At 72.0% G+C, this 23,074-nt stretch carries 18 protein-coding genes; 8 read left to right on the top strand and 10 right to left on the bottom strand.

What is annotated here, in order from left to right:
* Positions 1-516 precede the first annotated feature (516 nt).
* The 5 genes from prcA to arc form a co-directional block, all read right to left on the bottom strand.
* Positions 517-1,362: a proteasome subunit alpha gene (gene prcA, locus ACQPXD_RS34005; protein ID WP_432825417.1), complete on the bottom strand. Its 846-nt coding sequence runs from the start codon at positions 1,360-1,362 to the stop codon at positions 517-519.
* 39 nt (positions 1,363-1,401) lie between these two features.
* Complete coding sequence (prcB, locus tag ACQPXD_RS34010) at positions 1,402-2,241, bottom strand: proteasome subunit beta (RefSeq protein WP_432825418.1); 840 nt, start codon at positions 2,239-2,241, stop codon at positions 1,402-1,404.
* A 276-nt stretch (positions 2,242-2,517) separates the two neighbouring features.
* Positions 2,518-2,733 carry a ubiquitin-like protein Pup gene (locus ACQPXD_RS34015; RefSeq protein WP_432825419.1) on the bottom strand — a complete coding sequence of 72 codons (216 nt, stop codon included), beginning with the start codon at positions 2,731-2,733 and terminating at the stop codon, positions 2,518-2,520.
* A 47-nt stretch (positions 2,734-2,780) separates the two neighbouring features.
* Positions 2,781-4,298 (bottom strand): depupylase/deamidase Dop, encoded by a 1,518-nt coding sequence (gene dop, locus ACQPXD_RS34020; protein ID WP_432825420.1) that lies wholly within the window; start codon positions 4,296-4,298, stop codon positions 2,781-2,783.
* A gap of 499 nt (positions 4,299-4,797) precedes the next feature.
* Positions 4,798-6,564: a proteasome ATPase gene (gene arc, locus ACQPXD_RS34025; protein WP_432825421.1), complete on the bottom strand. Its 1,767-nt coding sequence runs from the start codon at positions 6,562-6,564 to the stop codon at positions 4,798-4,800.
* 203 nt (positions 6,565-6,767) lie between these two features.
* On the opposite strand from arc, the gene ACQPXD_RS34030 reads away from it, so the two are divergent.
* The gene (locus tag ACQPXD_RS34030; protein WP_432825422.1) at positions 6,768-7,064 is read left to right on the top strand and encodes a ferredoxin; all 297 of its coding nucleotides are present in this window, start codon (positions 6,768-6,770) and stop codon (positions 7,062-7,064) included.
* 15 nt (positions 7,065-7,079) lie between these two features.
* Here the strand turns inward: ACQPXD_RS34030 and ACQPXD_RS34035 are convergent, their stop codons facing one another.
* The 3 genes from ACQPXD_RS34035 to ACQPXD_RS34045 are packed head-to-tail and all read right to left on the bottom strand — an operon-like array spanning position 7,080 to position 9,788.
* Positions 7,080-7,649 carry a hypothetical protein gene (locus tag ACQPXD_RS34035; RefSeq protein ID WP_432825423.1) on the bottom strand — a complete coding sequence of 190 codons (570 nt, stop codon included), beginning with the start codon at positions 7,647-7,649 and terminating at the stop codon, positions 7,080-7,082.
* Positions 7,627-8,577, bottom strand: coding sequence for a tRNA (adenine-N1)-methyltransferase (locus ACQPXD_RS34040; protein ID WP_432825424.1), 951 nt, complete (start codon positions 8,575-8,577; stop codon positions 7,627-7,629). Before ACQPXD_RS34040 ends, ACQPXD_RS34035 begins: the two co-directional genes overlap by 23 nt.
* On the bottom strand, positions 8,574-9,788 hold the full coding sequence (locus tag ACQPXD_RS34045; protein WP_432825425.1) for a site-2 protease family protein: 1,215 nt from the start codon (positions 9,786-9,788) through the stop codon (positions 8,574-8,576). Before ACQPXD_RS34045 ends, ACQPXD_RS34040 begins: the two co-directional genes overlap by 4 nt.
* Between ACQPXD_RS34045 and ACQPXD_RS34050 the strand changes: the two genes are divergently transcribed.
* The 7 genes from ACQPXD_RS34050 to ACQPXD_RS34080 all read left to right on the top strand — a co-directional run bounded on the left by ACQPXD_RS34050 (position 9,787) and on the right by ACQPXD_RS34080 (position 21,099).
* The gene (locus ACQPXD_RS34050; protein ID WP_432844068.1) at positions 9,787-10,686 is read left to right on the top strand and encodes a RecB family exonuclease; all 900 of its coding nucleotides are present in this window, start codon (positions 9,787-9,789) and stop codon (positions 10,684-10,686) included. The two genes, ACQPXD_RS34045 and ACQPXD_RS34050, sit on opposite strands and share 2 nt — an antisense overlap.
* Positions 10,687-12,100: 1,414 nt before the next feature.
* Positions 12,101-13,318, top strand: coding sequence for a sensor histidine kinase (locus ACQPXD_RS34055; RefSeq protein WP_432825426.1), 1,218 nt, complete (start codon positions 12,101-12,103; stop codon positions 13,316-13,318).
* A gap of 146 nt (positions 13,319-13,464) precedes the next feature.
* On the top strand, positions 13,465-14,157 hold the full coding sequence (locus ACQPXD_RS34060; protein WP_432844070.1) for a response regulator: 693 nt from the start codon (positions 13,465-13,467) through the stop codon (positions 14,155-14,157).
* A gap of 83 nt (positions 14,158-14,240) precedes the next feature.
* On the top strand, positions 14,241-15,041 hold the full coding sequence (locus tag ACQPXD_RS34065; RefSeq protein WP_432844072.1) for an ABC transporter ATP-binding protein: 801 nt from the start codon (positions 14,241-14,243) through the stop codon (positions 15,039-15,041).
* 5 nt (positions 15,042-15,046) lie between these two features.
* On the top strand, positions 15,047-17,590 hold the full coding sequence (locus tag ACQPXD_RS34070) for an ABC transporter permease (RefSeq protein ID WP_432825427.1): 2,544 nt from the start codon (positions 15,047-15,049) through the stop codon (positions 17,588-17,590).
* Between the two features lie 186 nt (positions 17,591-17,776).
* A complete protein-coding gene (locus tag ACQPXD_RS34075) occupies positions 17,777-18,544 on the top strand; it encodes an ABC transporter ATP-binding protein (protein ID WP_432825428.1) in 768 nt (255 codons plus the stop codon).
* A 5-nt stretch (positions 18,545-18,549) separates the two neighbouring features.
* Positions 18,550-21,099 (top strand): ABC transporter permease, encoded by a 2,550-nt coding sequence (locus tag ACQPXD_RS34080; protein WP_432825429.1) that lies wholly within the window; start codon positions 18,550-18,552, stop codon positions 21,097-21,099.
* Between the two features lie 63 nt (positions 21,100-21,162).
* Here ACQPXD_RS34080 and ACQPXD_RS34085 read toward each other — a convergent pair whose 3' ends face one another.
* Positions 21,163-21,804, bottom strand: a complete 642-nt coding sequence (locus ACQPXD_RS34085) for an HAD family hydrolase (RefSeq protein WP_432844074.1) — start codon at positions 21,802-21,804, stop codon at positions 21,163-21,165.
* A 242-nt stretch (positions 21,805-22,046) separates the two neighbouring features.
* On the bottom strand, positions 22,047-23,018 hold the full coding sequence (locus tag ACQPXD_RS34090; RefSeq protein ID WP_432825430.1) for a ketopantoate reductase family protein: 972 nt from the start codon (positions 23,016-23,018) through the stop codon (positions 22,047-22,049).
* Between the last annotated feature and the right edge of the window lie 56 nt (positions 23,019-23,074).

Genomic DNA, 23,074 nt, shown 5'->3' on the forward strand with positions numbered 1-23,074 from the left:
CCACACGGTGGAACCCCCGGGCCATGGGCCACCGCCGGACCGCTGGCTGCCGGAGCTGGCGCGCTGCCGAAGCCCCCGGGCCCTGGGCCGCCGCCGCGCCGCAGGCCGGAGCTGGGGCGCGGGCTGCCAGAGGTGGGCCTGCCGAAGCCCCGCCCCCGCGCCGCGGGCCGCCGCCGCGCCGCGGGCCGCCGCCGCGCCGCGGGCCGCCGCCGCCCCCGCCGCCGCGCGTGGGCCGCCGCCGCGCGTGGGCCGCCGCCGCGCGCGGGCCGCCGCCGCGCGTGGGCCGCCGCCGCGCCGCAGCCCCGCCGCGGGCCGCCGCTGGGGCGCGGGCCGCCGGAACTGGGCGCTGCCGAAGCCACCCGCCGCGCGCGGGCCGCCGGAGCTGGGGCGCTGCCAGAGCCCTGCCGCCGGGCCCCCGCAGCCGCGCGTGGGCCGCCGGAGCTGGGGCGCTGCCGAAGCCACCCGCTGCCGGGCCGCGGGCCCGCGGGCCGCCGGAGCCGGGGGCCGCGGGCGGTGCTACTCGGCCTCGGGGGCCTCGGGCTCGTCGGGGGTTGGCTCGGCCGGGGCGGGGCCGGAGGCGTTGTCGGCCGGGGTGCTCGGCGAGGCGGGCGGCTGGGGCTTGTCCTCCAGGCCGTCCTCGACGTCCTCGGTCTTGGCCGGGGACTGCTCCTCCAGGATCGCGGTCAGCGCGAGGCCGGTGAGGCGCCGGAAGGTGCGGCCCGGGCGGTGGCGGTCCAGGACCGCGACCTCCAGCTGGTTGGCCGCCAGCTTGCGGGGCTGGCCGCCCTCGCCGCCGACGCTGCCCAGACCCTCCACGGCCAGCTTCAGGGCCTCTGCGAGCGTCTGGTCGGGCCGCAGGCGGGTTTTCACGGCGCCGGAGATGGTGTCGGACTGGCCGCCCATGGTGACGAGTCCGGGCTCGTCCTGGACGGAGCCGTCGTAGGTGATCCGGTACAGCTCGTCCTGGGCGGCGGTGGGGCCGGCCTCGGCGACGCAGATCTCCACCTCGTAGGGCTTCTGCTCCTGGGTGAAGATCGCGCCGAGGGTGCGGGCGTAGGCGTTGGCGATCTGGCGGCCGGTGACGTCGCGGCGGCCGTAGGAGTAGCCGTGGAGGTCGGCCAGGCGCACGCCGGCGGAGCGGAGGTTTTCGAACTCCGGGTAGCGGCCGACCGCGGCGAAGCCGATGCGGTCGTAGATCTCGCTGACCTTGTGCAGGGCGGTCGACAGGTTCTCGGCGACGAAGAGCACGCCGCCCTCGTAGCTGAGCACCACGACACTGCGACCACGGGCGATGCCCTTGCGCGCGTATTCCGAGCGGTCCCGCATGATCTGCTCGGGCGAGGCGTAGAACTGCATGGCCACGGTGGCGAGTTCTCCTTCTGCTGGTGGGGAGGTCTACGGTCAGACGCCGGGGTTGTCGGTGCGCTCGGCGATGATCTGCTCGGCGAGCGCGCGGGTCTCGTCGTCGGTATACCGCCGGGTGCCCTCGGCGGTGGCGGTCATCACCACCGGGAAAATGCCCCGCAGCAGGTCGGGGCCGCCGGTCGCGGTGTCGTCGTCGGCGGCGTCGTAGAGCGCCTCGATGGCGAGCTTGACGGCCTCCTCGGTGGTCACGCCCGGGCGGTAGCGCTTCTTGAGGGACGACTTGGCGAACAGCGAGCCCGAGCCGATCGAGTCGTAGCCGCGCTCCTCGTAGACGCCGCCGGCGACGTCGAAGCTGAAGATGCGCCCGGCCTTGTCGACGCTCTTGGCGTCGAGGTCGAAGCCCGCGAACAGCGGCACGACGGCGAGGCCCTGCATCGCGGCGCCGAGGTTGTTGCGGACCATGCTGGCCAGCCGGTTGGCCTTGCCCTCGAGGGAGAGCATGCTGCTCTCGATCTTCTCGTAGTGCTCCAGCTCGACCTGGAACAGCCGCATCATCTCGAGCCCGAAGCCGGCCGTGCCGGCCATGCCGACCAGCGAATACGCGTCGGCGGCGAAGACCTTCTCGATGTCGCGCTGTGCGATGAGGTTGCCCATCGTCGCGCGCCGGTCGCCGCCCATCAGGACCCCGTCGGCGCAGCTGATCGCGACGATCGTGGTGGCGTGTGCGCTCACGTCGACCGCCATTCCCGGCGGCAGCGGCCGCCGGCCCGGGAGCATCTCGGGCGCCACCGAGGAGAGGAACTCGCTGAACGACGAGGTCCCGGCGGCGTGAAACGCGGCGGGCAGGCGCCCTGAGTGGTCAAGACCCGTCGGCAACGGAGCTCCTCCTTCGTGGCAGTGATCGACTCTGGTGCGCCAACAATACGCCGCGGAACGTCCCGCAAGCGGCGCGCCACAACGCTGTGGGCGAACAAGCGCCGCCCGCCCGGCGAGCGCCGGACGGGCGGGCTGGACTTCGCCCGGTGGCCCGCGAACGCCACGCTACCGGTGCCGGGCAGCGGGCTTCACGGGACACCGCCCGGCACCGGGCCGGGCCGGCTTGTCGCGGGTGCCTCGCGCGGCCCCGCGTCGGTCAGGAACAGACGACGAGGGTTACTCGCCGCCCTTTTGCACGTATCCGCGGACGAACTCTTCGGCGTTCTCCTCGAGCACGGAGTCGATCTCGTCGAGGAGGTCGTCGACGTCCTCGCCCAGCTGCTCGACCCGCTCGGCCGTCTCCGGGTTGACCTCGGGCGCGACGGCTTCCTGCTCGTCTTCGCGCCGAGACTTGCCGGACTGGGACTGCCCGCCCGTATCCCTCGTAGCCATGCCTCATCCTCCTCGGGGGGACCACCAAACGAACCGCTGCATCGAACTTACCCGGAAGTGATCGCTTCGAGCAGATCCTTCGCACTCGGGCACTTGTCGAACAGCGCGCCGACGTGCTTCTTGGTCCCTCGCTCGGGCTCCATCATCGGCACCCGCACGAGCGACTCGCGGCCCACGTCGAAGATGACCGAGTCCCAGCTGGCCGCCACCACCTCGGCCGGGTACTTGGCCAGGCAGCGCCCGCGGAAATACGCCCGGGTGTCGTCCGGCGGCTCGACGATCGCCCGCTGGACCTCATCCTCGGAGAACAGCGTGGCCATCGAGCCGCGGGCCACCAGCCGCTGGTACAACCCCTTCTCCGGCCGGACGTCGGAATACTGCAGGTCGACGAGCTGCAGCTTGTGCGAGGACCAGCCGAGCGACTCCCGCTCCCGGTAGCCCTCCAGCAGCCGCAGCTTGGCCACCCAGTCCAGCTCGCCGGCGCACAGCATGGGGTCGCGGCCGAGCTTGTCCAGCGCGTCCTCCCACCGGTCGAGCACGTCGAGGGTGATCTCGTCGGCGTCGGCGCCCTGCCGCTCCTCGACGAAGGCGCGGGCCCGCTCGTAGAAGGCCCACTGGATGTCCAGCGCGGTGAGCCGCCGCCCATCCCGCATGCGGATGAGGTGCTTGAGCGCCGGGTCGTGACTGACCGACTTGAGCTCGGTGACCGGGTCGGCGATGCCCAGGTCACCCGCGAGCACCTTGTCCTCGATCATCGCGAGCACGAGCGAGGTCGTTCCGACTTTGAGGTACGTCGAAATCTCCGACAAGTTGGCGTCGCCGATGATCACGTGGAGCCGGCGATACTTGTCCGCGTCGGCGTGCGGCTCGTCGCGGGTGTTGATGATGGGACGCTTGAGCGTCGTCTCCAGCCCGACCTCGACCTCGAAGAAGTCGGCCCGCTGGGAGAGCTGGAACCCCGGCCCCGAGCCGTCCTGCCCGATGCCGACCCGGCCGGCGCCGCAGACGATCTGGCGGGTGACGAAGAACGGGGTGAGGTGCATGACGATGTCGGCGAACGGTGTCTGCCGGCGCATCAGGTAGTTCTCGTGGGCGCCGTAGCTGGCGCCCTTGTTGTCGGTGTTGTTCTTGTACAGGTGGATCGGCAGCGTGCCGGGAATCGTCGCGGCCCGCCGGGCGGCCTCGGCCATGACCCGCTCGCCGGCCTTGTCCCACAGCACCACGTCGCGCGGGTTGGTCACCTCGGGCGTGGAATACTCCGGGTGAGCGTGGTCGACGTAGAGCCGGGCGCCATTGGTCAGTATCACGTTGGCCAGCCCGAGATCCTCGTCGGCGAGCGCCTCCGCGGGATCGTAGAGCGCGCCCGAGTAGGTGAACCCACGCGCGTCGCGCAGCGGCGACTCCTCTTCGTAGTCCCAGCGGGCCCGCCCACCCTTGGTGAGCTCGGGCCGTGCCCCGTAGGCGTTGACCACTTGCGAGGAGGTCACCATCGGGTTCGCACCTGGCTGGCCGGGCACCGACACGCCGTACTCGACCTCGGTCCCCATCACGCGCCGCACACTCATGCCACAACCCTAGTCGTATGGACCGTCACTCGGCCCACACCGGGCGGGCCAGTTTGGGCTTCGGTGTCTCATGCTCCAGCGCTGCATGCCCGCTCGGCGGGCGTTTCTACCACGCCCGGCGGCCCCGTGTCGCGCCCGCGGGTGTAGGCGGTAAGGGTCCGCGATCATGCACGAACGGGGTCGGACACCGACGGTTTTCATGATCGTGGAGCGGTAATGTACCTATCTGTACGGTTTCTTTCCGTGATCATGTGAAACGCGCCGTTTGGGAGGTTGCGTCAGCATGATCGCGGAGACTTTTCGCCGGGGGTCTTGGCACCGCGGGCCTGGCAGGGCCAGGGCCAGCGGATGCTGGGCCCCGGCCCGGTGTCTCACGGGAGGAACGGTCCGGTGTTGCACGGACCGGAGCCATGAGCCCTTGGGGTGTCCGGAACCCCGGGCGCCCCAAACAGCGGCGGGCGGGACCTGGTGGTCGCCGCCCGCCGGAGATTTGTCGGATTTACAGGTATTGGCCGGTGTTGGTGGCGGTTTCGATGGAGCGGCCGGCCTCGGCGCCCTTGCCGCCGGAGACGAGCGTGCGGATGTAGACGATCCGCTCGCCCTTCTTGCCGGAGATGCGGGCCCAGTCGTCCGGGTTGGTGGTGTTGGGCAGGTCCTCGTTCTCGCGGAACTCGTCGACGCAGGAGTCCAGGAGGTGCTGCAGGCGCACGCCCTTCTGGCCGCTGCTGAGGAAGTCCTTGATGGCCATCTTCTTGGCGCGGTCGACGATGTTCTGGATCATGGCGCCGGAGTTGAAGTCCTTGAAGTACAGGACCTCCTTGTCGCCGTTGGCGTAGGTCACCTCGAGGAAGCGGTTCTCCTCGGTCTCGGAGTACATCCGCAGGACGACCGCGTCGATCATGGCCGCGACCGTCGCGTCCGCCGAACCGCCGTGCTCGGTGATGTCGTCACTGTGCAGCGGTACGTCGGTCAGGATGTACTTCGAGAAGATGTCCTTGGCCGCCTCGGCGTCCGGACGCTCGATCTTGATCTTCACGTCGAGCCGGCCCGGGCGCAGGATCGCCGGGTCGATCATGTCTTCCCGGTTGGACGCGCCGATGACGATGACGTTCTCCAGCCCCTCCACGCCGTCGATCTCGCTGAGCAGCTGCGGAACGATCGTGTTCTCCACGTCGGAGGAGACGCCGGAGCCGCGGGTGCGGAACACGGAGTCCATCTCGTCGAAGAACACGATGACCGGCGTACCCTCGCTGGCCTTCTCCCTGGCCCGCTGGAAGATCAGCCGGATGTGCCGCTCGGTCTCGCCGACATACTTGTTGAGCAGCTCCGGACCCTTGATGTTGAGGAAGTAGCTGGTCCGCTTCTCCTCGCCGCGCCGCTCGGCGATCTTCTTCGCCAGCGAGTTGGCCACCGCCTTGGCGATGAGGGTCTTGCCGCAGCCGGGCGGGCCGTAGAGCAGCACGCCCTTCGGCGGGCGCAGCTTGTGCTCGCGGAACAGCTCGGCGTGCAGGAACGGCAGTTCCACCGCGTCGCGGATCTGCTCGATCTGCGGAGACAGGCCGCCGATGTCGTGGTAGTCGACGTCGGGCACCTCCTCCAGGACCAGCTCCTCGACCTCGCTCTTCGGGATCCGCTCGTACGCATACGCCGAGCGGGGCTCGATCATGAGCGAGTCGCCGGCGCGCAGTGGCGCGTCGGCGAGCGTGTGTGCCAGGTGGACGATCCGTTCCTCGTCGGCGTGCGAGATGACGAGTGCCCGATCGCCGCCCTCGAGGATCTCCTTCAGCATGACGACCTCGCCGACCTGCTCGAACCCGAGCGCGTCGACGATGTTGAGGGCGTCGTTGAGCAGGACCTCCTGGCCTCGGCGCAGCTCCTCGGTCTCGATCGCCGGGGAGACCGCCACGCGCAGTTTGCGCCCGCCGGTGAACACGTCGACGGTGCCGTCGTCGTGGCGGGCGAGGAAGATGCCGTAGCCGCTCGGCGGCTGTGCCAGGCGGTCGACCTCCTCCTTCAGCGTCACGATCTGGGCTCGGGCCTCCTTGAGGGTGGCCACGAGCCGCTCGTTGTTTTCGGTCAGCCGGGCAATCTGCGCCTGCGCTGCGGCGAGCCGCTCCTCGAGCTGTCGCACGTGTCGCGGTGTCTCCGTCAGCTTGCGCCGCACCAGGGCGAGTTCCTCCTGAAGAAACGCGACCTGCGTGGAGAGATCGTGGGCGTCCTTCTCCCATCGTGCGGCGCGCGTCTCCGCGTCGTCGCTGCGTGCCACGTCCCACCTCCCCGGGGGCTTTGAACGTTGTGCTCTAACACTAACTGCTGATCGCCGGTTCGGGCCCCCTCGAACACGTGCGCCACAGGGTGTTTACAAAACCGGCGAGCTCAAAGGGCCCTATCCAGTACCCTTTCCGGTCTCCTGCGGCGTGTGTCACGGCCCCCTGCATGGTTGCGGGCCTGTCGGGTAGCGTCATGGATGTGAGCGTCGAGACTACCGAGGACACCCTGCAGGTCTGGGTCGACCAGGACCTGTGCACCGGCGATGGCCTGTGTGTGCAGTATGCCCCGGAGGTCTTCGAGTTCGACGTCGACGGCCTCGCCTATGTCAAAGGCCCCGGCGGCGAGTTGCTGCTGGCGCCCGGCAGCCGGGTTGACGTGCCCTCCCACCTGCGGCTCGAGGTCATCGACGCGGCGAAGGAGTGCCCCGGCGAGTGTATCCACGTGCGCCGCCAGCGCGACGACGCGCCGGTCGCCGGGCCCGGCGCCGAGGATTGATCCCACGTCCTACAACTAGAGCATGGGCTTGCCGACCAGGGAGCTCACCAGCCGGGCGAACTCCTCCAGCCGGGCGATCTGGCCCGCCCCGCCGTCGTCGAGCGTCTTGCCGAAGCGCAGGGCGTCGTGCCGGATCACCGAACCGGCCTCCTCGGCCGCCACGTTGGCCTCGTCCAGCGACGTGAGCAGCAGATATACGTCGACGCTGTCGACCCGGTGGGTGCCGTTGGGGTTGCGGCTGATCCGGCGCCGGCAGCCGACCTCGGTCACCGCCGAGAGCGCGACCACCCGCAGCGACGAGGTCATCGAGCCCGGCGGCGCCTCCTCCGGCGGGATGTCCTCGCCGTGCCAGAGGATCAGCCGCGTGCCGTCGCAGACGACGACCTCCTGCCACACGCCGTTGACGTCGTTGACGAACCGTTCGAGGGTGAAACCCAGCACACTCTGACCTCGGAGTACCCCTGCCATGGCATCGAGCGCGATGTCCGGATCGCGCAGGTATGCCCGGGCCGCCGACTCGAGGTCCGGGTACGGCGACCAGTCCGGAAAGACCGCGGGTAGGTCACTGAAGCTCGGTCGGCTCATGGCCTTCGGCCTCCTCGTCTGCCCGAGCGGCCGCGGCGGCCGCCAACCGCCGTGCCGCGTACGCCTCGGCCCCCTTGCTCGGCTTGCGCCGGCGTGGCGGCGCGGTCACCCCCGGAGCGAGCTTCCGGGCGCTGACCAGGAACGCCGTGTGCGCGATCATGCGGTGGTCCGGCCGCACGGCCAGGCCTTCGGCATGCCAGTCGCGCACGAGACTCTCCCACGCTCGAGGTTCCGTGTACCCACCATCCTCGCGCAAGGCCTCCACCAACTCCGACAATTGCGGCGTAGTCGCCACATAGCCGATGAAGACCCCGCCGGGGATCAGGGCGCGCGAGACGAGCGGGAGGATCTCCCACGGGGTCAGCATGTCCAGAATGATCCGATCAAACCCGACATCTTCACATCCTGCCACGTCACCGACCCGCAAGGTCCACCCGGGCATGGGGCCGCCGAAGAACGCCTCCACGTTGCGCCGGGCGATCTCGGCGAAGTCCGCGCGCTGCTCGTATGACGTCACCGAACCGTGCGGGCCGACCGCGCGCAGCAGCGAGCAGGTCAGCGCCCCGGAGCCGGCCCCGGCCTCGAGCACCCGCGCGCCGGGGAAGATGTCCCCCATCGCCACGATCTGGGCGGCGTCCTTCGGGTAGATGACCTGGGCGCCGCGGGGCATGGACAGCACGTAGTCACTCAGCAGCGGGCGCAGCGCCAGGTAGGCGGTGCCGCCGGTGGAGGTGACCACGCTGCCGTCCGGCGCGCCGATGAGCTCGTCGTGGGCCAGCCGGCCACGGTGGGTGTGGAACTCCTTGCCCGCCTCCAGCACGATGGTGTGCATCCGCCCCTTCGGGTCGGTGAGCTGGACCCGGTCGCCCGGGCGGAAGGGACCGCGCCGCACGGCGGACGGGGTCTGGACGGGGCTTTCCACGGTCACGTGCTGTTCCTCCGGACGGTCGGCCTGCGCGGCCGCCGGGAGGGGGCCACCAGGGAGACGAGCTCGGCGCCGCGCAGGACGCCGTGGACATCCTCCCCGGTGACCACCAGGTAGTCGCCGCCCGGGTCGTCCCTGATCGCCATCAGCAGGTCGGTGCCGCGCAGGTCGCCGGCGAGCACGTGATCACGGTCGATGCGCCGGGTCACGTCGCCGATCGGCACCCAGGGCCGCCGCTCGGCGGGCACCGCCCGGGCCGAGGCGCCGTGCACGAAGCCGATCAGGCTGCCGCCCCGGTCGACGACGGCCACCACCGGCTGGCGCTCCTCGCCGCCGGCCGCCGCGATCCGGTCCGCCTCCGACAGCGGTGTGTCGGCGGTCACCGCGACCACCGGCCGGGCCAGCTCGCGGGCGCTGAACGGGGGCAGGTTGGCCGCCGCCCGGGCGTGGCGGATCGACTGGCTCGCGCCGACCCACATCGTGATGGCGACGAGCAGGGTGAACAGCACGCCGAAGTACCCGTGGACGATCCCGGACCGGGCCAGCGCCAGCGCGGCGAGCGCGGTCCCGACGGCCAGCAGCCGCCCCGCCCACCCGGCGACCAGCCGCCCGGTGTTGGCATCGCCGCTGAGCTTCCACACCAGCGCCTGCAGCGCCCGGCCGCCGTCCAGCGGCAGCCCCGGCAGCGCGTTGAACACGGCGACCACGATGTTGGACAGCGCGAGCTGGAAGGCGAACGTCGCCGCGATGCCGCCGGGCGGCAGCACGGCCGAGGCGCCGGCCGCGGCCAGGCCGATCACCAGCGACACCACCGGCCCGGACAGCGACACGAACAGCTCGACGCCGGGGCTCGGCGCCTCGCGCTCCATCTCGGTGTACCCACCGAGCATCTCCAGCGTGATGCCGCGCACACCGATGCCGCTGCGCCGGCTGGTCACCGCGTGGCCGAGCTCGTGCAGCAGCACCGAGACGAGCAGGCAGACGACGAACCCGAACCCGATGGCGAGCCCGGTGGTCACGTCCAGCGCCGCCGACCGGCTCGACAGGAACTGGCCATACGTCAGCGTGATCAGGGCGGCCAGCAGCAGCCAGGAGGGCGCCAGGTAGATCGGGACGCCGGCGAGCCGGCCCAGGGGGATGCCCGCCCCGCGCTCCCGGGGCCGCTGGCGGGTGGCCTGGGACGGCGGCGCCGATGCCGTGCGGTAGTCGTCCATCGTCACCGATGCTACGGGTTTTTTGTCGTACCCCCCGTCTAACCTCATCCCCATGACGGTGCCCGCAACCTCCACCCTCCCCACCCTGTCGCCGTCGCGCGCCGCGGACTTCAAGACCTGCCCCCTGCTCTACCGCTTCCGCACCATCGACCGCCTGCCCGAGCGCGCGACCCCCGACCAGGCCCGCGGCACCCTCGTCCACGCCGTGCTCGAGGCCCTCTTCGACGCCCCGGCCGGCGAGCGCACCCCGCAGCGCGCCGCCGCCCTGGTCGCCCCCCAGTGGCAGCGCCTGCTGGAGCAGGAGCCGGAGCTGGCCGCGATCTTCGACGGCAGCCCGCTGACCCCCGAGGAGTTCCAGGCCGGCGCGGCGGAGCTGCTCTCGGGCTACTTCACCGTCGAGGACCCCAACCGGCTGGAGCCGGCCGAGCGGGAGACCTACGTCGAGGCCGAGGTCGACGGCCGCCTGGTGATCCGGGGCATCATCGACCGCCTCGACGTGTCCCCGGCCGGCGAGCTGCGGGTGGTCGACTACAAGACCGGCGGCGCACCGCGGGAGGCGTTCGAGGCCCGCGCCATGTTCCAGCTGAAGTTCTACGCCCTGGTGCTGTGGCGGACACGCGGCGTGGTGCCCCGGGTGCTGCGCCTGATGTATCTGCGGGACCAGGAGGTCTGTGACTTTGCCCCGGACGCGGAGGATCTGACCCGATTCGAGCGGACGCTGCTGGCCCTGTGGGAGGCGATCGAGCTCGCCACGCAGACCCGCGACTTCCGCGCCAAGCCGAGCCGCTTGTGCGGATGGTGCGCCCACCAGGCACTGTGCCCCGCCTACGGCGGCACCCCACCGCCATTCCCGGTCGCCGCCGCCGAGCTGGACGAGCTGGTGGTGGAGCGCGACTAGCCACTTTGCCGAAACCTTCCGGGCCGGGGCCGGGGGCCGGGGCGGGCGGGAGCTGCCTGGACGCGGGGTTCGACGTTGGTGCTGGCCGCGGGTCGGGCGCCCGGTTCGACGGGGCTTGGGCGCGAGGTCCGAGCCGCGTGACGCCGCTACGGTCGGGCGCCGGGTTAAGGCGGATGGCTCCGGTTCGCGCAACACCGGACCGTTCCTCCCGTGAGACACCGGGCCGGGGCCCAGCATCCGCTGGCCCTGGCCCTGCCGGGTCCGCGGCGCCAAGGTCTTCGGCGTGTCCACGATGCGCGCATTCCGCGATGTGGACGACCTTCGATCGACCCGGCGCCGGCCCGGGCTGAGGCTGGAGCCGGGCTGAGGCCCGCGACGAGCTAAAGCCAGCGACTGATGTCGCCGAGCGGGCGCCCGCAGCCGGTGACCGTGCGACGGCTAAGGCCGGTGACGAGCAGAGGCCGGTGACGGCGCGCCCATAAGTCTCCGTGATCATGCAGGACCAGTCGCCCATACCATGCGTTTCTCATGATCACGGAATGAAAGTGTACACATAGGTACATTAAGTCTCCGGGATCATGGCAAACCGGTGGTGTCGGACCGGCCTCATGCATGATCGCGGAGACTTACGGCCGGACCGCGCCCGGCAGCGGTTGGAGATCGAGTCCACGGCCGAGCGGAGCAGAACCCGGGGCCGCGGAGAGCGGCCCGGCACCCGGCGCGGCGGGCACCTCGCCCCGCCTCGCGCCGCGTCACCTGGCGCGCCACGCCTGGCGCCCCGCCTCGCCCCGCCTCGCGCCCCGCCCCTCCGCGCGCCGCGTCGCCCCGCCTCGCGCCTCGCCCCGCCCCGCGCCGCGCCTCGCGCCCCGCCCCGCCTGGCGCCGCGTCACCTGCCGCGCCACGCCTGGCGCCCCGCCTCGCCGGGCGCCCCGCCCCTCCGCGCGCCGCGTCGCCCCCGCCTCACGCCTCGCGCCCCGCCTGGCGCCGCGTCACCTGCCGCGCCACGCCTGGCGCCCCGCCCCTCCGCGCGCCGCGTCGCCCCGCCTCGCGCCTCGCCCCGCGCCGCCCCGCGCCTCGCCCCGCGCCGCCCCGCGCCTCGCCCCGCGCCCCGCCCCGCCCCGCGCCCCGCGCCGCCCCGCGCCGCCCCGCGCCGCCCCGCGCCGCCCCGCGCCGCCCCGCGCCGCCCCGCGCCGCCCCGCGCCGCCCCGGCCCCACCCCGCTCCGGGCGTCGCGCCGCGCCGCGGCTCGTGGCGCCGGGCCGCACCACTCCGCTCCGCGGGCCGCCTTGGTCCGGCTCGCCCCCGCCGCGGGGTGGGCGGGTCGTTCTTGGGGTGAAGGGGGTCATCCCTGAGGAGGAGGGCGGGTCGGGCGCGGCGATGAACGGGGCGGGTCGGGCAGCCGATACCGTCGAAGCGTGGCGGCAGGCAGCGAGCGGGTCGGGCGGCGGTGGCATCAGTGGCGGCCGCTGGCCCAGGATGCCGTGTTCGCCGTCGGGCTGATGGTGTTCATGGCGCTGGTCGAGGTGGTTGGACAGCGGGCGCTGGGGATTCGGGATCTGCCGCTGCAGCTGGTGTACGACTCGATCGGGCTCGTGGCGGTGGCGCTGCGCCGGCAGTGGTTGTGGGCCGGGGTCGGGTGGACGGCGGTGCACGGGCTCGTGCCGTTCGCCGCCGGGGTGTCGCTGGTGCAGGGCGGGCTCGGGCTCGTGGTCATGACCTATACGGCGGCCGCGCACCTGCCGGTTCGGCGGGCGGTCGGGGCGGCGGTGCTCATGTGGGTGCCGGGGATGGTGCTCGGGTCGCTGCTCGGACGGGCCGATGAGGCGTTGTTCTACCCGGACACGCAGGTGTTTCTGGCGTTCAACGCGATGAGTGCGCTGGTCTGCTTCACGGTCGGGCGGACGGTGGCGACGCGGCGGGCGTACATCGCGGCGCTGGAGGATCGGGCCCGGACCGCCGAGACCAGCCAGCGGGCGCTGACCGAGAAAGCGGTGGCCGAGGAGCGGCGGCGGATCGCGCGGGAGCTGCATGACGTGGTGGCGCACCACGTCAGCGTCATGGGGGTGCTGGCCACCGGGTCGCGGCGGATGCTCAAGCGGGACCCGGACGCGGCCGACGAGGCCCTCGCCACGATCGAGGAGACCGGGCGGACGGCGCTGCGGGAGATGCGGCGGATGCTCAGTGTGCTGCGGACCGAGGCCGAGCCGGCCGGGGAGCTGGCGCCGCAGCCGGGGCTGGCGGGGATCGAGGGGCTGGTCGAGCAGATCCGCGAGGCGGGACTGCCGGCGGTCCTGCGGGTGGACGGCGAGCCGGGGCCGCTGGAGCCGGGCGTGTCGCTGACGCTGTACCGGATCGTGCAGGAGGCGCTCACCAACGCCCTCAAGCATGCCGGGGCGGCGACCGTCGACGTCCACCTGGTGTTCGGGCGGGCGGACGTCACCGTGGAGATCTGCGACACCGGGCGGGGGCCGCAGCTGGGCACCGCGGCGGTCGGGCACGGGCTGCTGGGGATGCGGGAGCGGGTGATGCTCTTCGGCGGGACCCTGCGCACCGGGCCGCGGCCCGGCGGCGGATACCGTGTGCACGCGAGGATCCCCATCGAGGCGCCGGCAGAGAGGCAGTTGGCGAGTTGACCGACGCGCTGCGCCCGGGCTCGGGTCCCGGCTCCCAACCGGGCGACGACCGCAATACCGCGGCGCGCCCGGGCTCACAACCGGCCGAGGACCGCAGCACCGCGGCGCGGCCGGGCTCACAGCCGGGCGAGGGCCGCGACGGTGCGCTGCGGGGCGAGGACCGGGCCGGTGCGGCGCGGCCGATCCGGCTGCTGCTCGCCGACGACCAGCCGCTGCTGCGTACCGGGTTCCGGATGGTGCTCGGTGGCGAGCCCGATCTCGACATCGTGGCCGAGGCCGGTGACGGGGTGGAGGCCGTGGAGCTGGCCCGGCGGCTGCTGCCGGACGTGGTGCTCATGGACATCCGGATGCCGCGGATGGACGGCGTGGCCGCCACGAAGATCATTGTGGACGCGAAGCTGCCGGTGCGGGTGCTGATCCTGACCACGTTCGACCTGGACGAGTACGTCGTCGGTGCGCTGCGGGCCGGGGCCAGCGGGTTCCTGGCCAAGGACGTGCCGGCCGACGACCTAGTCATCGCGATCCGCACGGTGGCGGCCGGCGAGGCGGTGGTCGCGCCGCGGATCCTCAAGCGGCTGCTGGACAAGTTCGCCGTCGCGCTGCCCGACCCGGACGCGGCGCCGCCGCGGGACCTGCGGGTGCTCACCGACCGGGAGCGGGAGGTGCTGGTGCAGCTGGCCCGGGGGCTGTCCAACGCCGAGATCGCGCGGGCGCTGTCGGTGAGCGAGACGACGGTCAAGACGCACGTGGGTCACGTGCTGACCAAGCTCGGTCTCCGCGACCGGGTGCAGGCCGTCGTCCTCGCGTACGAGACCGGACTGGTCCGCCCCGGGTCGTGACGTCCTCCTCGGGAACGACGGCCGGGGTGACGGCGCGCCTTAGCGTGAAGTGGACGACATAGGCGTACCACTTCGAGGGGGAGCTGAGCGTGACCACGACTGTCACGACCGGGGACGGCGCGGCCGCCGCCCGCGCGGTTGACGTGTGGAAGGTGTACGGCAGCGGCGAGGCCCAGGTCATCGCGCTGCACGGGGTGAGCGTCGAGCTCGAGCGGGGGCACTTCACCGCGATCATGGGGCCGTCCGGCTCGGGCAAGTCGACGCTGATGCACACGCTGGCGGGGCTCGACTCGGTCACCCGCGGGGAGATCTTCATCGGCGGCACCCGGCTGACCGGGATGTCGGACAAGGCGCTGACCAACCTGCGGCGGACCAAGGTCGGCTTCATCTTCCAGCAGTTCAACCTGCTGCCGACGCTGACCGCGGAGGAGAACATCCTGCTGCCGCTGTCGATCGCGGGGCGCAAGCCGGATTCGGCGTGGTACGACACCGTGATCAAGACGGTCGGGTTGGCCGACCGGCTCGGGCACCGGCCCAGCCAGCTCTCCGGCGGCCAGCAGCAGCGCGTCGCGTGCGCGCGGGCCCTGGTGTCCCGGCCCGAGGTCATCTTCGCCGACGAGCCCACCGGCAACCTCGACTCGCGCTCCGGCGCCGAGGTGCTGTCGTTCCTGCGCAACTCGGTCCGGGAGCACGGCCAGACGATCGTCATGGTCACCCACGACCCCAACGCCGCCTCCTACGCCGACCGGGTCATCTTCCTGGCCGACGGGCAGATCGTCGACGAGCTGCGCGATCCGACCGCCGAGGCGGTGCTGGACAAGCTCAAGGGCCTGGACAAGGTGCCCGGGGACGTGCCGGGCAGCCTGGCCGGCGAGGTGGCCTGACCGCCATGCTGAAGGCGACGCTGAAGAGCCTGCTGGCGCGCAAGCTGCGGCTGGCGCTGTCGACCCTGGCGGTCGTGCTGTCGGTCATGTTCGTGTCCGGCTCGCTGGTGCTCACCGACACGCTCGGGCGCACGTTCGACAACCTGTTCGCCAACATCTACACGTACACCGACGTCCAGGTCACGGCGAAGTCCCAGCTGGCACAGGCGGGTGACGGCAGCACGCCGTTCCCGGCCGCGACGGTGGACCGGGTGGCGAAGGCCGACGGCGTGGCGAAGGCGACCGGCCAGGTGTTCCTCACCGGGGCGCTGCCGATCGGCAAGAACCACAAGGTCGCGATCAACCCGACCGGGCAGCAGTTCGGCGGCAACTGGACCGGCGAGGACGAGCTGGTCCACCTCGCCGCGGGCCGCGGGCCGACCGCCGACGACGAGGTCGTGATCAACAAGGGTCTGGCCACGACGACCGGCTACACGGTCGGCGACACGATGGACATCATCACCCGCGACCAGAAACGGGCGGGCTACACGATCGTCGGGCTGATGCAGTACGCCGGCGGCCGCGACTCGATGGCGGGCGAGAGCGCGATCTTCTTCACCACGCCCAAGGCGCAGCAGGCGATGCTCGGCGCCCCGGACGAGTTCAACGTCATCGACGTCAGGGCGGCGCCCGGCGTCAGCGACGACACGCTGCGTGACAACGTCAAGGCGCAGCTGGGCGACCAGTTCGTGGTGAAGACCGGCAAGGAGCTCTCCGACGAGTCCAGCGAGGCGATCAAGGGCCTGCTGAAGTACTTCAACTACGTGCTGCTCGGCTTCGGCGCGGTGGCCCTGCTGGTGGGCGTGTTCCTGATCCTCAACACGTTCTCGATCATCGTCGCGCAGCGCACGCAGGAGCTGGCGCTGCTGCGGGCGATGGGTGCCGGGCGCGGGCAGATCATGCGGTCGGTACTGCTGGAGGCGCTCATCATCGGCGTCGTCGGCTCGGTGTTCGGCTTCCTGGTCGGTCTCGGCGTCGGGGCGGCCGGCGCGGCGGGGATGTCGAGCCTGGTCGGCGGCCTGCAGGTGGCGAGCCTCGGCGCGCCGGTCTCGGCCATCGTCGCGTCGTTCGTCATCGGCATCGGCGTGACCATGATCGCGGCGCTGTCCCCGGCGTTGAAGGCGTCCCGGGTGCCCCCGATCGCCGCGATGCGCGAGTCGGCGGCCCCGGACCGGCCGCTGACCCGGCTGACCATCGTCGGCGGGGTGATCACCGCGCTCGGGATCGGCGCGCTGAGCTGGGGCCTGGCCGGCGCCGGCGGGTCGACGCTGGCGCTGGTCTTCGGCGGCGTGCTGGGCGTGCTCGTCGGCGTGGCGCTGCTCACCCCGATGCTCGGCCGGCCGCTGGTGGCGGCGCTGGGCTCGGCGTTCTCCTGGTTCGTCTCGGGCAAGCTGGGCAAGCGCAACTCGGCCCGTAACCCGCGGCGTACCGCGATCACGGCCGGCGCGGTGATGGTCGGCATCGCCATCGTCACCGCGATCAGCACGATCTTCACCTCGCTGTCCGCGGCGCTGGGCGCCACGATCGACGAGGGCCTGCAGGCCGACATCATCGTCTTCGGCCAGCAGACCTCCCAGCTGCCGCCGACGATCAGCGCCGACGAGGTGCGGCGGATCGCGGCCCTGCCCGACGCGCAGACGGTGGCGTCGGTGACCGCCGACATTGTCCAGGTCAACGGCAAGACGGCCTACATCAGCTCGTACGCGGACCCGGCGGCCGCCGCGACGGTGCTCAAGCGCACCGTCACGGCCGGCCGGATCGACCGGATCGACAGCGGCGAGTTCGTGGTGGACCAGAAGACCGCCGAGGACGACAACTACCACCTCGGCGACACGATCACGGTGACGTTCGCGAAGGGGCCGCAGAAGACGCTGAAGCTGGTCGGGATCTCCGGCCGGTCGGCGGTGGCCTCCGGGATCGTGGTCAGCTACGCCGACGCGCAGCAGGGCTTCAACTTCCCGCAGGCGTGGGACGTGTTCGTCGATGTGCGCGACGGCGCCTCGGTGAGCGCGACCAAGGACGCGGTGAACGACGTGATCAAGGACAATCCGCAGGTCACGGCATACACCAAGGACGAGTACGTGCACAACAGCCAGCTCCAGTTCGACGTGGTGCTCGGCATCGTGCAGGTGCTGCTGCTGGTGGCGCTGGCCATCTCGGTGCTCGGCGTGATCAACACCCTGCTGCTGTCGGTCATCGAGCGGACCCGGGAGCTGGGCATGCTGCGGGCGGTCGGGCTGCGACGGGGGCAGACCTGGCTGATGGTGACCACGGAGTCGATCGTGATCACGGTGTTCGGCACGGTGCTCGGCCTGGCCGTCGGCGCCGCGCTGGGGGCCGCGATCGTCACCGCGCTGAAGGACGTGCTCGGCTTCGGCTCGGTCACCCTGCCGTGGGTGCTGATGGTGGTGTACTTCATCGCGGCGGTCATCGTCGGCGCCGTCGCCGGGTTCATCCCGTCGCTGCGGGCGGTGCGGCTCAACGTGCTGCGCGCCATCGCCTACGAGTAGGACCCCGAGCGGCCCGGGCCGCGGCCGCCTGCGGCGGTCGCGGCCCGGCTCGGGGAAGACCCTGAGTGCGGATCCGGGACGCTCCCCCAGCACAATATCCGTGCCGGGTACCCCCGCGGGCTGACGTTTCGGCGTCGTTCCGGCCCGACGATGAGGACACATCGTTCACCAGGGGGAATGAGAATCATGACTGCATCGGTTGCGACGCGCACCGAGGTGGCCGCGCGGGCGGTCGACGTGTGGAAGGTCTACGGCTCGGGCGAGGCGCAGGTCAACGCGCTCGCCGGGGTGTCGGTGGAGCTGGAGAAGGGCCGCTTCACCGCGATCATGGGCCCGTCGGGCTCCGGCAAGTCCACGCTCATGCACTGCCTCGCCGGGCTCGACGCCGTGACGCGGGGCGAGGTCTTCGTCGGCGACACCCAGATCACCAACCTGTCCGACCGGGGGCTGACCAACCTGCGCCGCAACAAGGTCGGCTTCATCTTCCAGCAGTTCAACCTGCTGCCGACGCTGACCGCGGAGGAGAACATCCTGCTGCCGCTGTCGATCGGCGGGCGCAAGGCGGATCCCGCGTGGTACCAGACGGTGATCGACACCGTCGGGTTGCGCGACCGGCTCCAGCACCGGCCCAGCCAGCTCTCCGGCGGCCAGCAGCAGCGCGTCGCGTGCGCGCGGGCCCTGGTGTCCCGGCCCGAGGTCGTCTTCGCCGACGAGCCCACCGGCAACCTCGACTCGCGCTCCGGCGCCGAGGTGCTGTCGTTCCTGCGCAACTCGGTCCGCGACTTCGGCCAGACCATCGTCATGGTCACCCACGACCCGAACGCCGCCTCCTACGCCGACCGCGTGGTGTTCCTCGCCGACGGCCACATCGTCGACGAGCTCTACGCGCCGACCGCCGACGCGGTCCTGGACCGGCTCAAGCGGCTCGACACGCACGGCGACAAGGCGGCCTGAGTCCGATGCTGAAGGCAACGCTCAAGAGCCTGCTGTCACGCAATCTGCGGCTGATCCTGTCCGGGCTGGCGGTCGTGCTCGGCGTGATGTTCGTGTCGGGCGCGTTCGTGCTCACCGACACCCTCAGCCGCTCCTTCGACAGCCTGTTCGCCTCCGTGTACTCCGGCATCGACGTCCAGGTGACCCACAAGCCCAAGGTCCAGGCCGACCAGATGGACGGGCCGCCGACCAGCGCCAGCATCCCGGCCTCCGTGGTCGAGCAGATCAAGGCCGTGCCCGGCGTGGCCGGCGTGACCGCGCAGGCGTCCGCCGACGGCGCCCGGGTGGTCGGCAAGAACGGCAAGGTCGTCACCACCTTCGGCCCGCCCCGGATCGGCGAGAACTGGACCGGCACCAACGACCTGCTGCAGCTGCGCGAGGGCCGCGGGCCGAGCGCCGACGACGAGATCGCGGTCAACGTCACCACCGCCAGCGACGCGGGGCTGAAGGTCGGCGACGAGGTCGGGGTGCTCACCCTGCAGCCGAAGCGCACGTTCAAGCTCGTCGGCATCTTCGGGTACAGCGGAAATCGTGACTCGCTCGGTGGCGCGCTGGAGGTGGCGTTCACCACGCCGGTCGCGCAGGAGCTGATGCTCGGCGAGCAGGACGTGTACAGCAGCATCGACGTGCACCGCCAGCCCGGCGTCACCGAGGAGCAGCTGCGCGACCGCGTCGCCGCGGCCGTCGGCGCCGACTACAAGGTGCAGACCAACGCCGAGCTGCAGGCCGCGACCAGCCAGTCCTTCAAGCAGGGCCTGGGCTTCTTCAACAACGTCCTGATCGGCTTCGCCGGCGTGGCCCTGTTCGTCGGCACGTTCCTCATCCTCAACACGTTCTCGATCATCGTGGCGCAGCGGACCCGGGAGCTCGCGCTGATGCGGGCGATGGGCGCCAGCCGCGGCCAGACGCTGGGCTCGGTGCTCACCGAGGCGGTGGCCATCGGGCTCATCGCGTCGGTGTTCGGCCTGCTGGCCGGGATCGGCGTCGGGGTACTGCTGGCCTGGGTCTTCGGCAACCTCACCGGGGTGGCGCTGGCCTCCGTCGGCGTGCCCGCCTCGGCCGTGATCAGCGCGTTCGTGGTCGGCCTGCTGGTCACCGTGGTCGCCGCGGTCATGCCGGCGCTGCGGGCCAGCCGCATCCCGCCGATCGCCGCGCTGCAGGAGGTGTCGACGCCCGACCGGCCGCTGACGAAGCTCACGGTCAGCGGCGCGGTGGTCGGCGCGGTCGGCGGCACCCTGCTGGGCCTGGGCCTGTCCGGCGCGGGCAGCGGCAACACCACCCTGTGGCTGATCCTCGGCGGCGTGCTCGTCACCTTCATCGGCGTCGCGCTGCTCACCCCGCTGCTGGCCCGCCCGGTCGTCAACCTGCTGGGCCGGCTGTTCTCCTGGTCGGTGCCGGGCAAGCTGGGCCGGCTCAACTCGGGCCGCAACCCGCGGCGCACCGCGATCACCGCGGCCGCGCTCATGGTCGGCCTGGCGCTCATCACCGGCGTCAACGTCATCCTCGCCTCGGCGAAGCAGACCCTGCAGAACCAGGCCGACACGCAGGTGACCGTCGACCTGATCATCCGCGGCGACGGCGACCAGAACGGCCCGGCGACCTTCGACCCGCAGGTGATGACCGCCGCGGCGAAGATCCCCGGGGTCAGCAGCGTGGCGAGCGAGTACTGGGAGTACGCCCAGATCGGCGACCGCCGCGACGGGGTCTCGGCGGTGCCCGACGCGGCCGCCTGGGCGTCGATGTTCAAGTTCAAGGCCGAGCAGGGCACGCTGCAGTGGACCGGCCCCGACCAGGCGGTCGTCGACCCCGACACCGCCAAGGACCTGCACCTCGCGCTGGGCCAGACGGTCGACATGCAATTCAGCCGGGGCGACCCGCACCACGTCACGATCGTCGGGATCTACACCCAGAGCGACGTCACGTCCGGCGTGGTCGTCTCGCCCGACCTGGTGAAGGACTTCCGGGTCCAGCAGCCCGCTTGGGGGTACGTCAAGGTCACCCCCGGCACGTCCGTCACCGACGTCGAGCGGCAGGTCGACACCCTGCTCAAGGACAACCCGGAGGTCTCGGTCGCCAACCGGGCCGAGTACGTCGCGGCCCAGTCGGCCCAGTTCGACCAGCTGCTCACGATGATCCAGGTGCTGCTGGCCCTGGCGATCCTCATCGCGGTCCTCGGCATCGTCAACACGCTGGCGCTGTCGGTGCTGGAGCGGACCCGGGAGCTGGGCCTGCTGCGGGCGATCGGCATGCGCCGGGCCCAGACCATGCGGATGGTCACCGTCGAGGCGGTCGTCATCTCGGTCTTCGGCGCGCTGCTCGGCCTGGGCGTGGGCGTGGGCCTGGGCGCCGCGGTGGTGCGGGCCCTGAAGAGCCAGGGCTTCACCGAGATGGCCTTCCCGTGGACCCAGATGGCCACCTACCTGCTGCTCGCCGCGCTGGTCGGGGTCGTCGCCGCGGTGCTGCCGTCGATCCGCGCGGCGCGGGTCAACGTGCTGCAGGCCATCGCGCACGACTGAACGAACGTTCCACCCCTGGGGAACGGCGGCGCCCGCGGTCCTGGTGACCGCGGGCACCCGCCGCTACCCCACCAGCTTGCGCAGGTAGTCCACGTCGACGTCGAGCAGCGATCCCACCAGGGTCACACCGTCGGGATCGAGCTCGACCTCGCACGGCACGGCGAGCACCGCACAACCGGCCGCCCGCGCGCTGCGAATCCCGTTCGGCGAGTCCTCGACCGCCACGCACTGCCCCGGCTCGGCCCCGACCAGCCGCGCCGCGGTCAGATAGGGCATCGGATGCGGCTTGGTCTCGTCCACCTCATCCCCCGCGACCACCGCGTCGAAGTTCTCCGCCCCGATGGTCAGCAGCGCCACGTCGACCAGATGCCGGCTCGTGGCCGTGACCAGCGCCAGCGGCACCCCTTCGGCCCGCAGCGCGGCGAGCAGCTCCCGCGCACCGGGCCGCCACGGCACGCCCCCCTGGAGGAACAGCTCCTTGACCCGCTCCTCCAGCCAGACGACGCTGTCGTCCATGGCCTCCCGGCTGAGCGGCAGCCCGAGGTCGGCGTGCAGGATCCGCATCGAGTCGGACATGTTGGTGCCGACCATGTCCCGCCGCGCCTGATCGGACAACGGCTGGTTGTGATGGGCGGCGAGCTCGGCCAGCCCGACCTCCCAGACCTTCTCGCTGTCCACGAGGGTCCCGTCCATATCGAAGAGCACCGCCTGCATCGCCACGCTGAGGATCCTGCCAAGCTCCGCCCCTGCCACGGCCCGCGCACAGCCCGACGTGCTGAACCTCACGGCCCCGCCGCCCGCCAGCCCAGCCACTCCACCCGGACTTTCGGTCTTGGCGACTCGGACAATCGGGCAAATACACTCAAACAGGACGTCCCAGAGCAGCCCGGCCCGGCACAACCCGGTGCGGCGCGGGCGGGCGTGGCTGGGGCGGCTGTGGTGAAGGGTCAGGCGGTCGCTTTGGCCTCGGCGACGGCGGTCAGGAAGGCGGACGGGGTCAGCGTGCCGGGGCCGGTGCGGCGGTGGGCGGCGTCCACGACCAGGCGGCGGGCCGTCTCGTTGGCCGGGGTCGGCACGCCGTGCAGGCGGCCCAGGAGCACGATCTCGCCGTTGAGGTAGTCGGCCTCGACCGCGCCGGTGGAGCGGGCCAGGCTCTGCCAGGTCGAGCCGCCGGTGCGGTGCTCGCCGGCGACGGTGCGCAGTTGCAGGATGTCGCCGCGGCGTTCGGCGTCCTCCTCGAACGAAGCGTAGGGGATGCCGGCGGCGCGCAGGACCGCCTCGCCCTCCTCGCGGAGCGGGGTCACCGCCTCGCCGAGGCCGTCGACCTGGCCGCACAGGGCTTCGACGGCATTGCCCAGGTTGAACAACAGCTTGGTGTACTTGCGGCGCATGACGTCCGGGCGCGGCTCGCTGTGGAAGCCGGCGTCGACGAGATGTCCGGAAATTTCGTGGCATGCCCCGTCGGTGCCGGTCGGGAAGCGGCCGATGTCCAGGATGCCGGGGACGGGGGCGCACTGGGCGACGACCACGCCCGGGGCGAGGTGGGCGGACGGCAGCATGACGCACACACCGTAGACGTCGGCGGAGAAGCGCAGCGCGGCGCGTTCGTTGGCCACGCCGTTCTGCAGGCAGACCACCGGTAGCCAGCGTGGGAGCTGGGGCAGTACCCCCTCCGTGTCATTGCTCTTGACGGCCAGCACGGCCACGTCGCCCGGGCGCCAGTCCACCTCGGCGGCGGAGGCGTGGGCGGGCAGGTGGTGCCGGGAGTCGCCGCCGGCCTCGCGCAGCAGCAGGCCGTCGCGGCGGATGGCTTCCAGATGCCGGCCCCGGGCGACCAGCGCCACGTCCTGCCCCGCGCCGGCCAGGCGGGCGGCCACGACCCCGCCGACCGCGCCGGCGCCCACGATCACGAATCGCACGGGACGACCGTACCGATTCCGGGCGCTGCGAGCCACATCGTGGGAAGTGGTTACTG

Origin of the sequence: Dactylosporangium sp. CA-092794 (assembly GCF_050948465.1) — a bacterium.
Lineage (GTDB): Bacteria > Actinomycetota > Actinomycetes > Mycobacteriales > Micromonosporaceae > Dactylosporangium.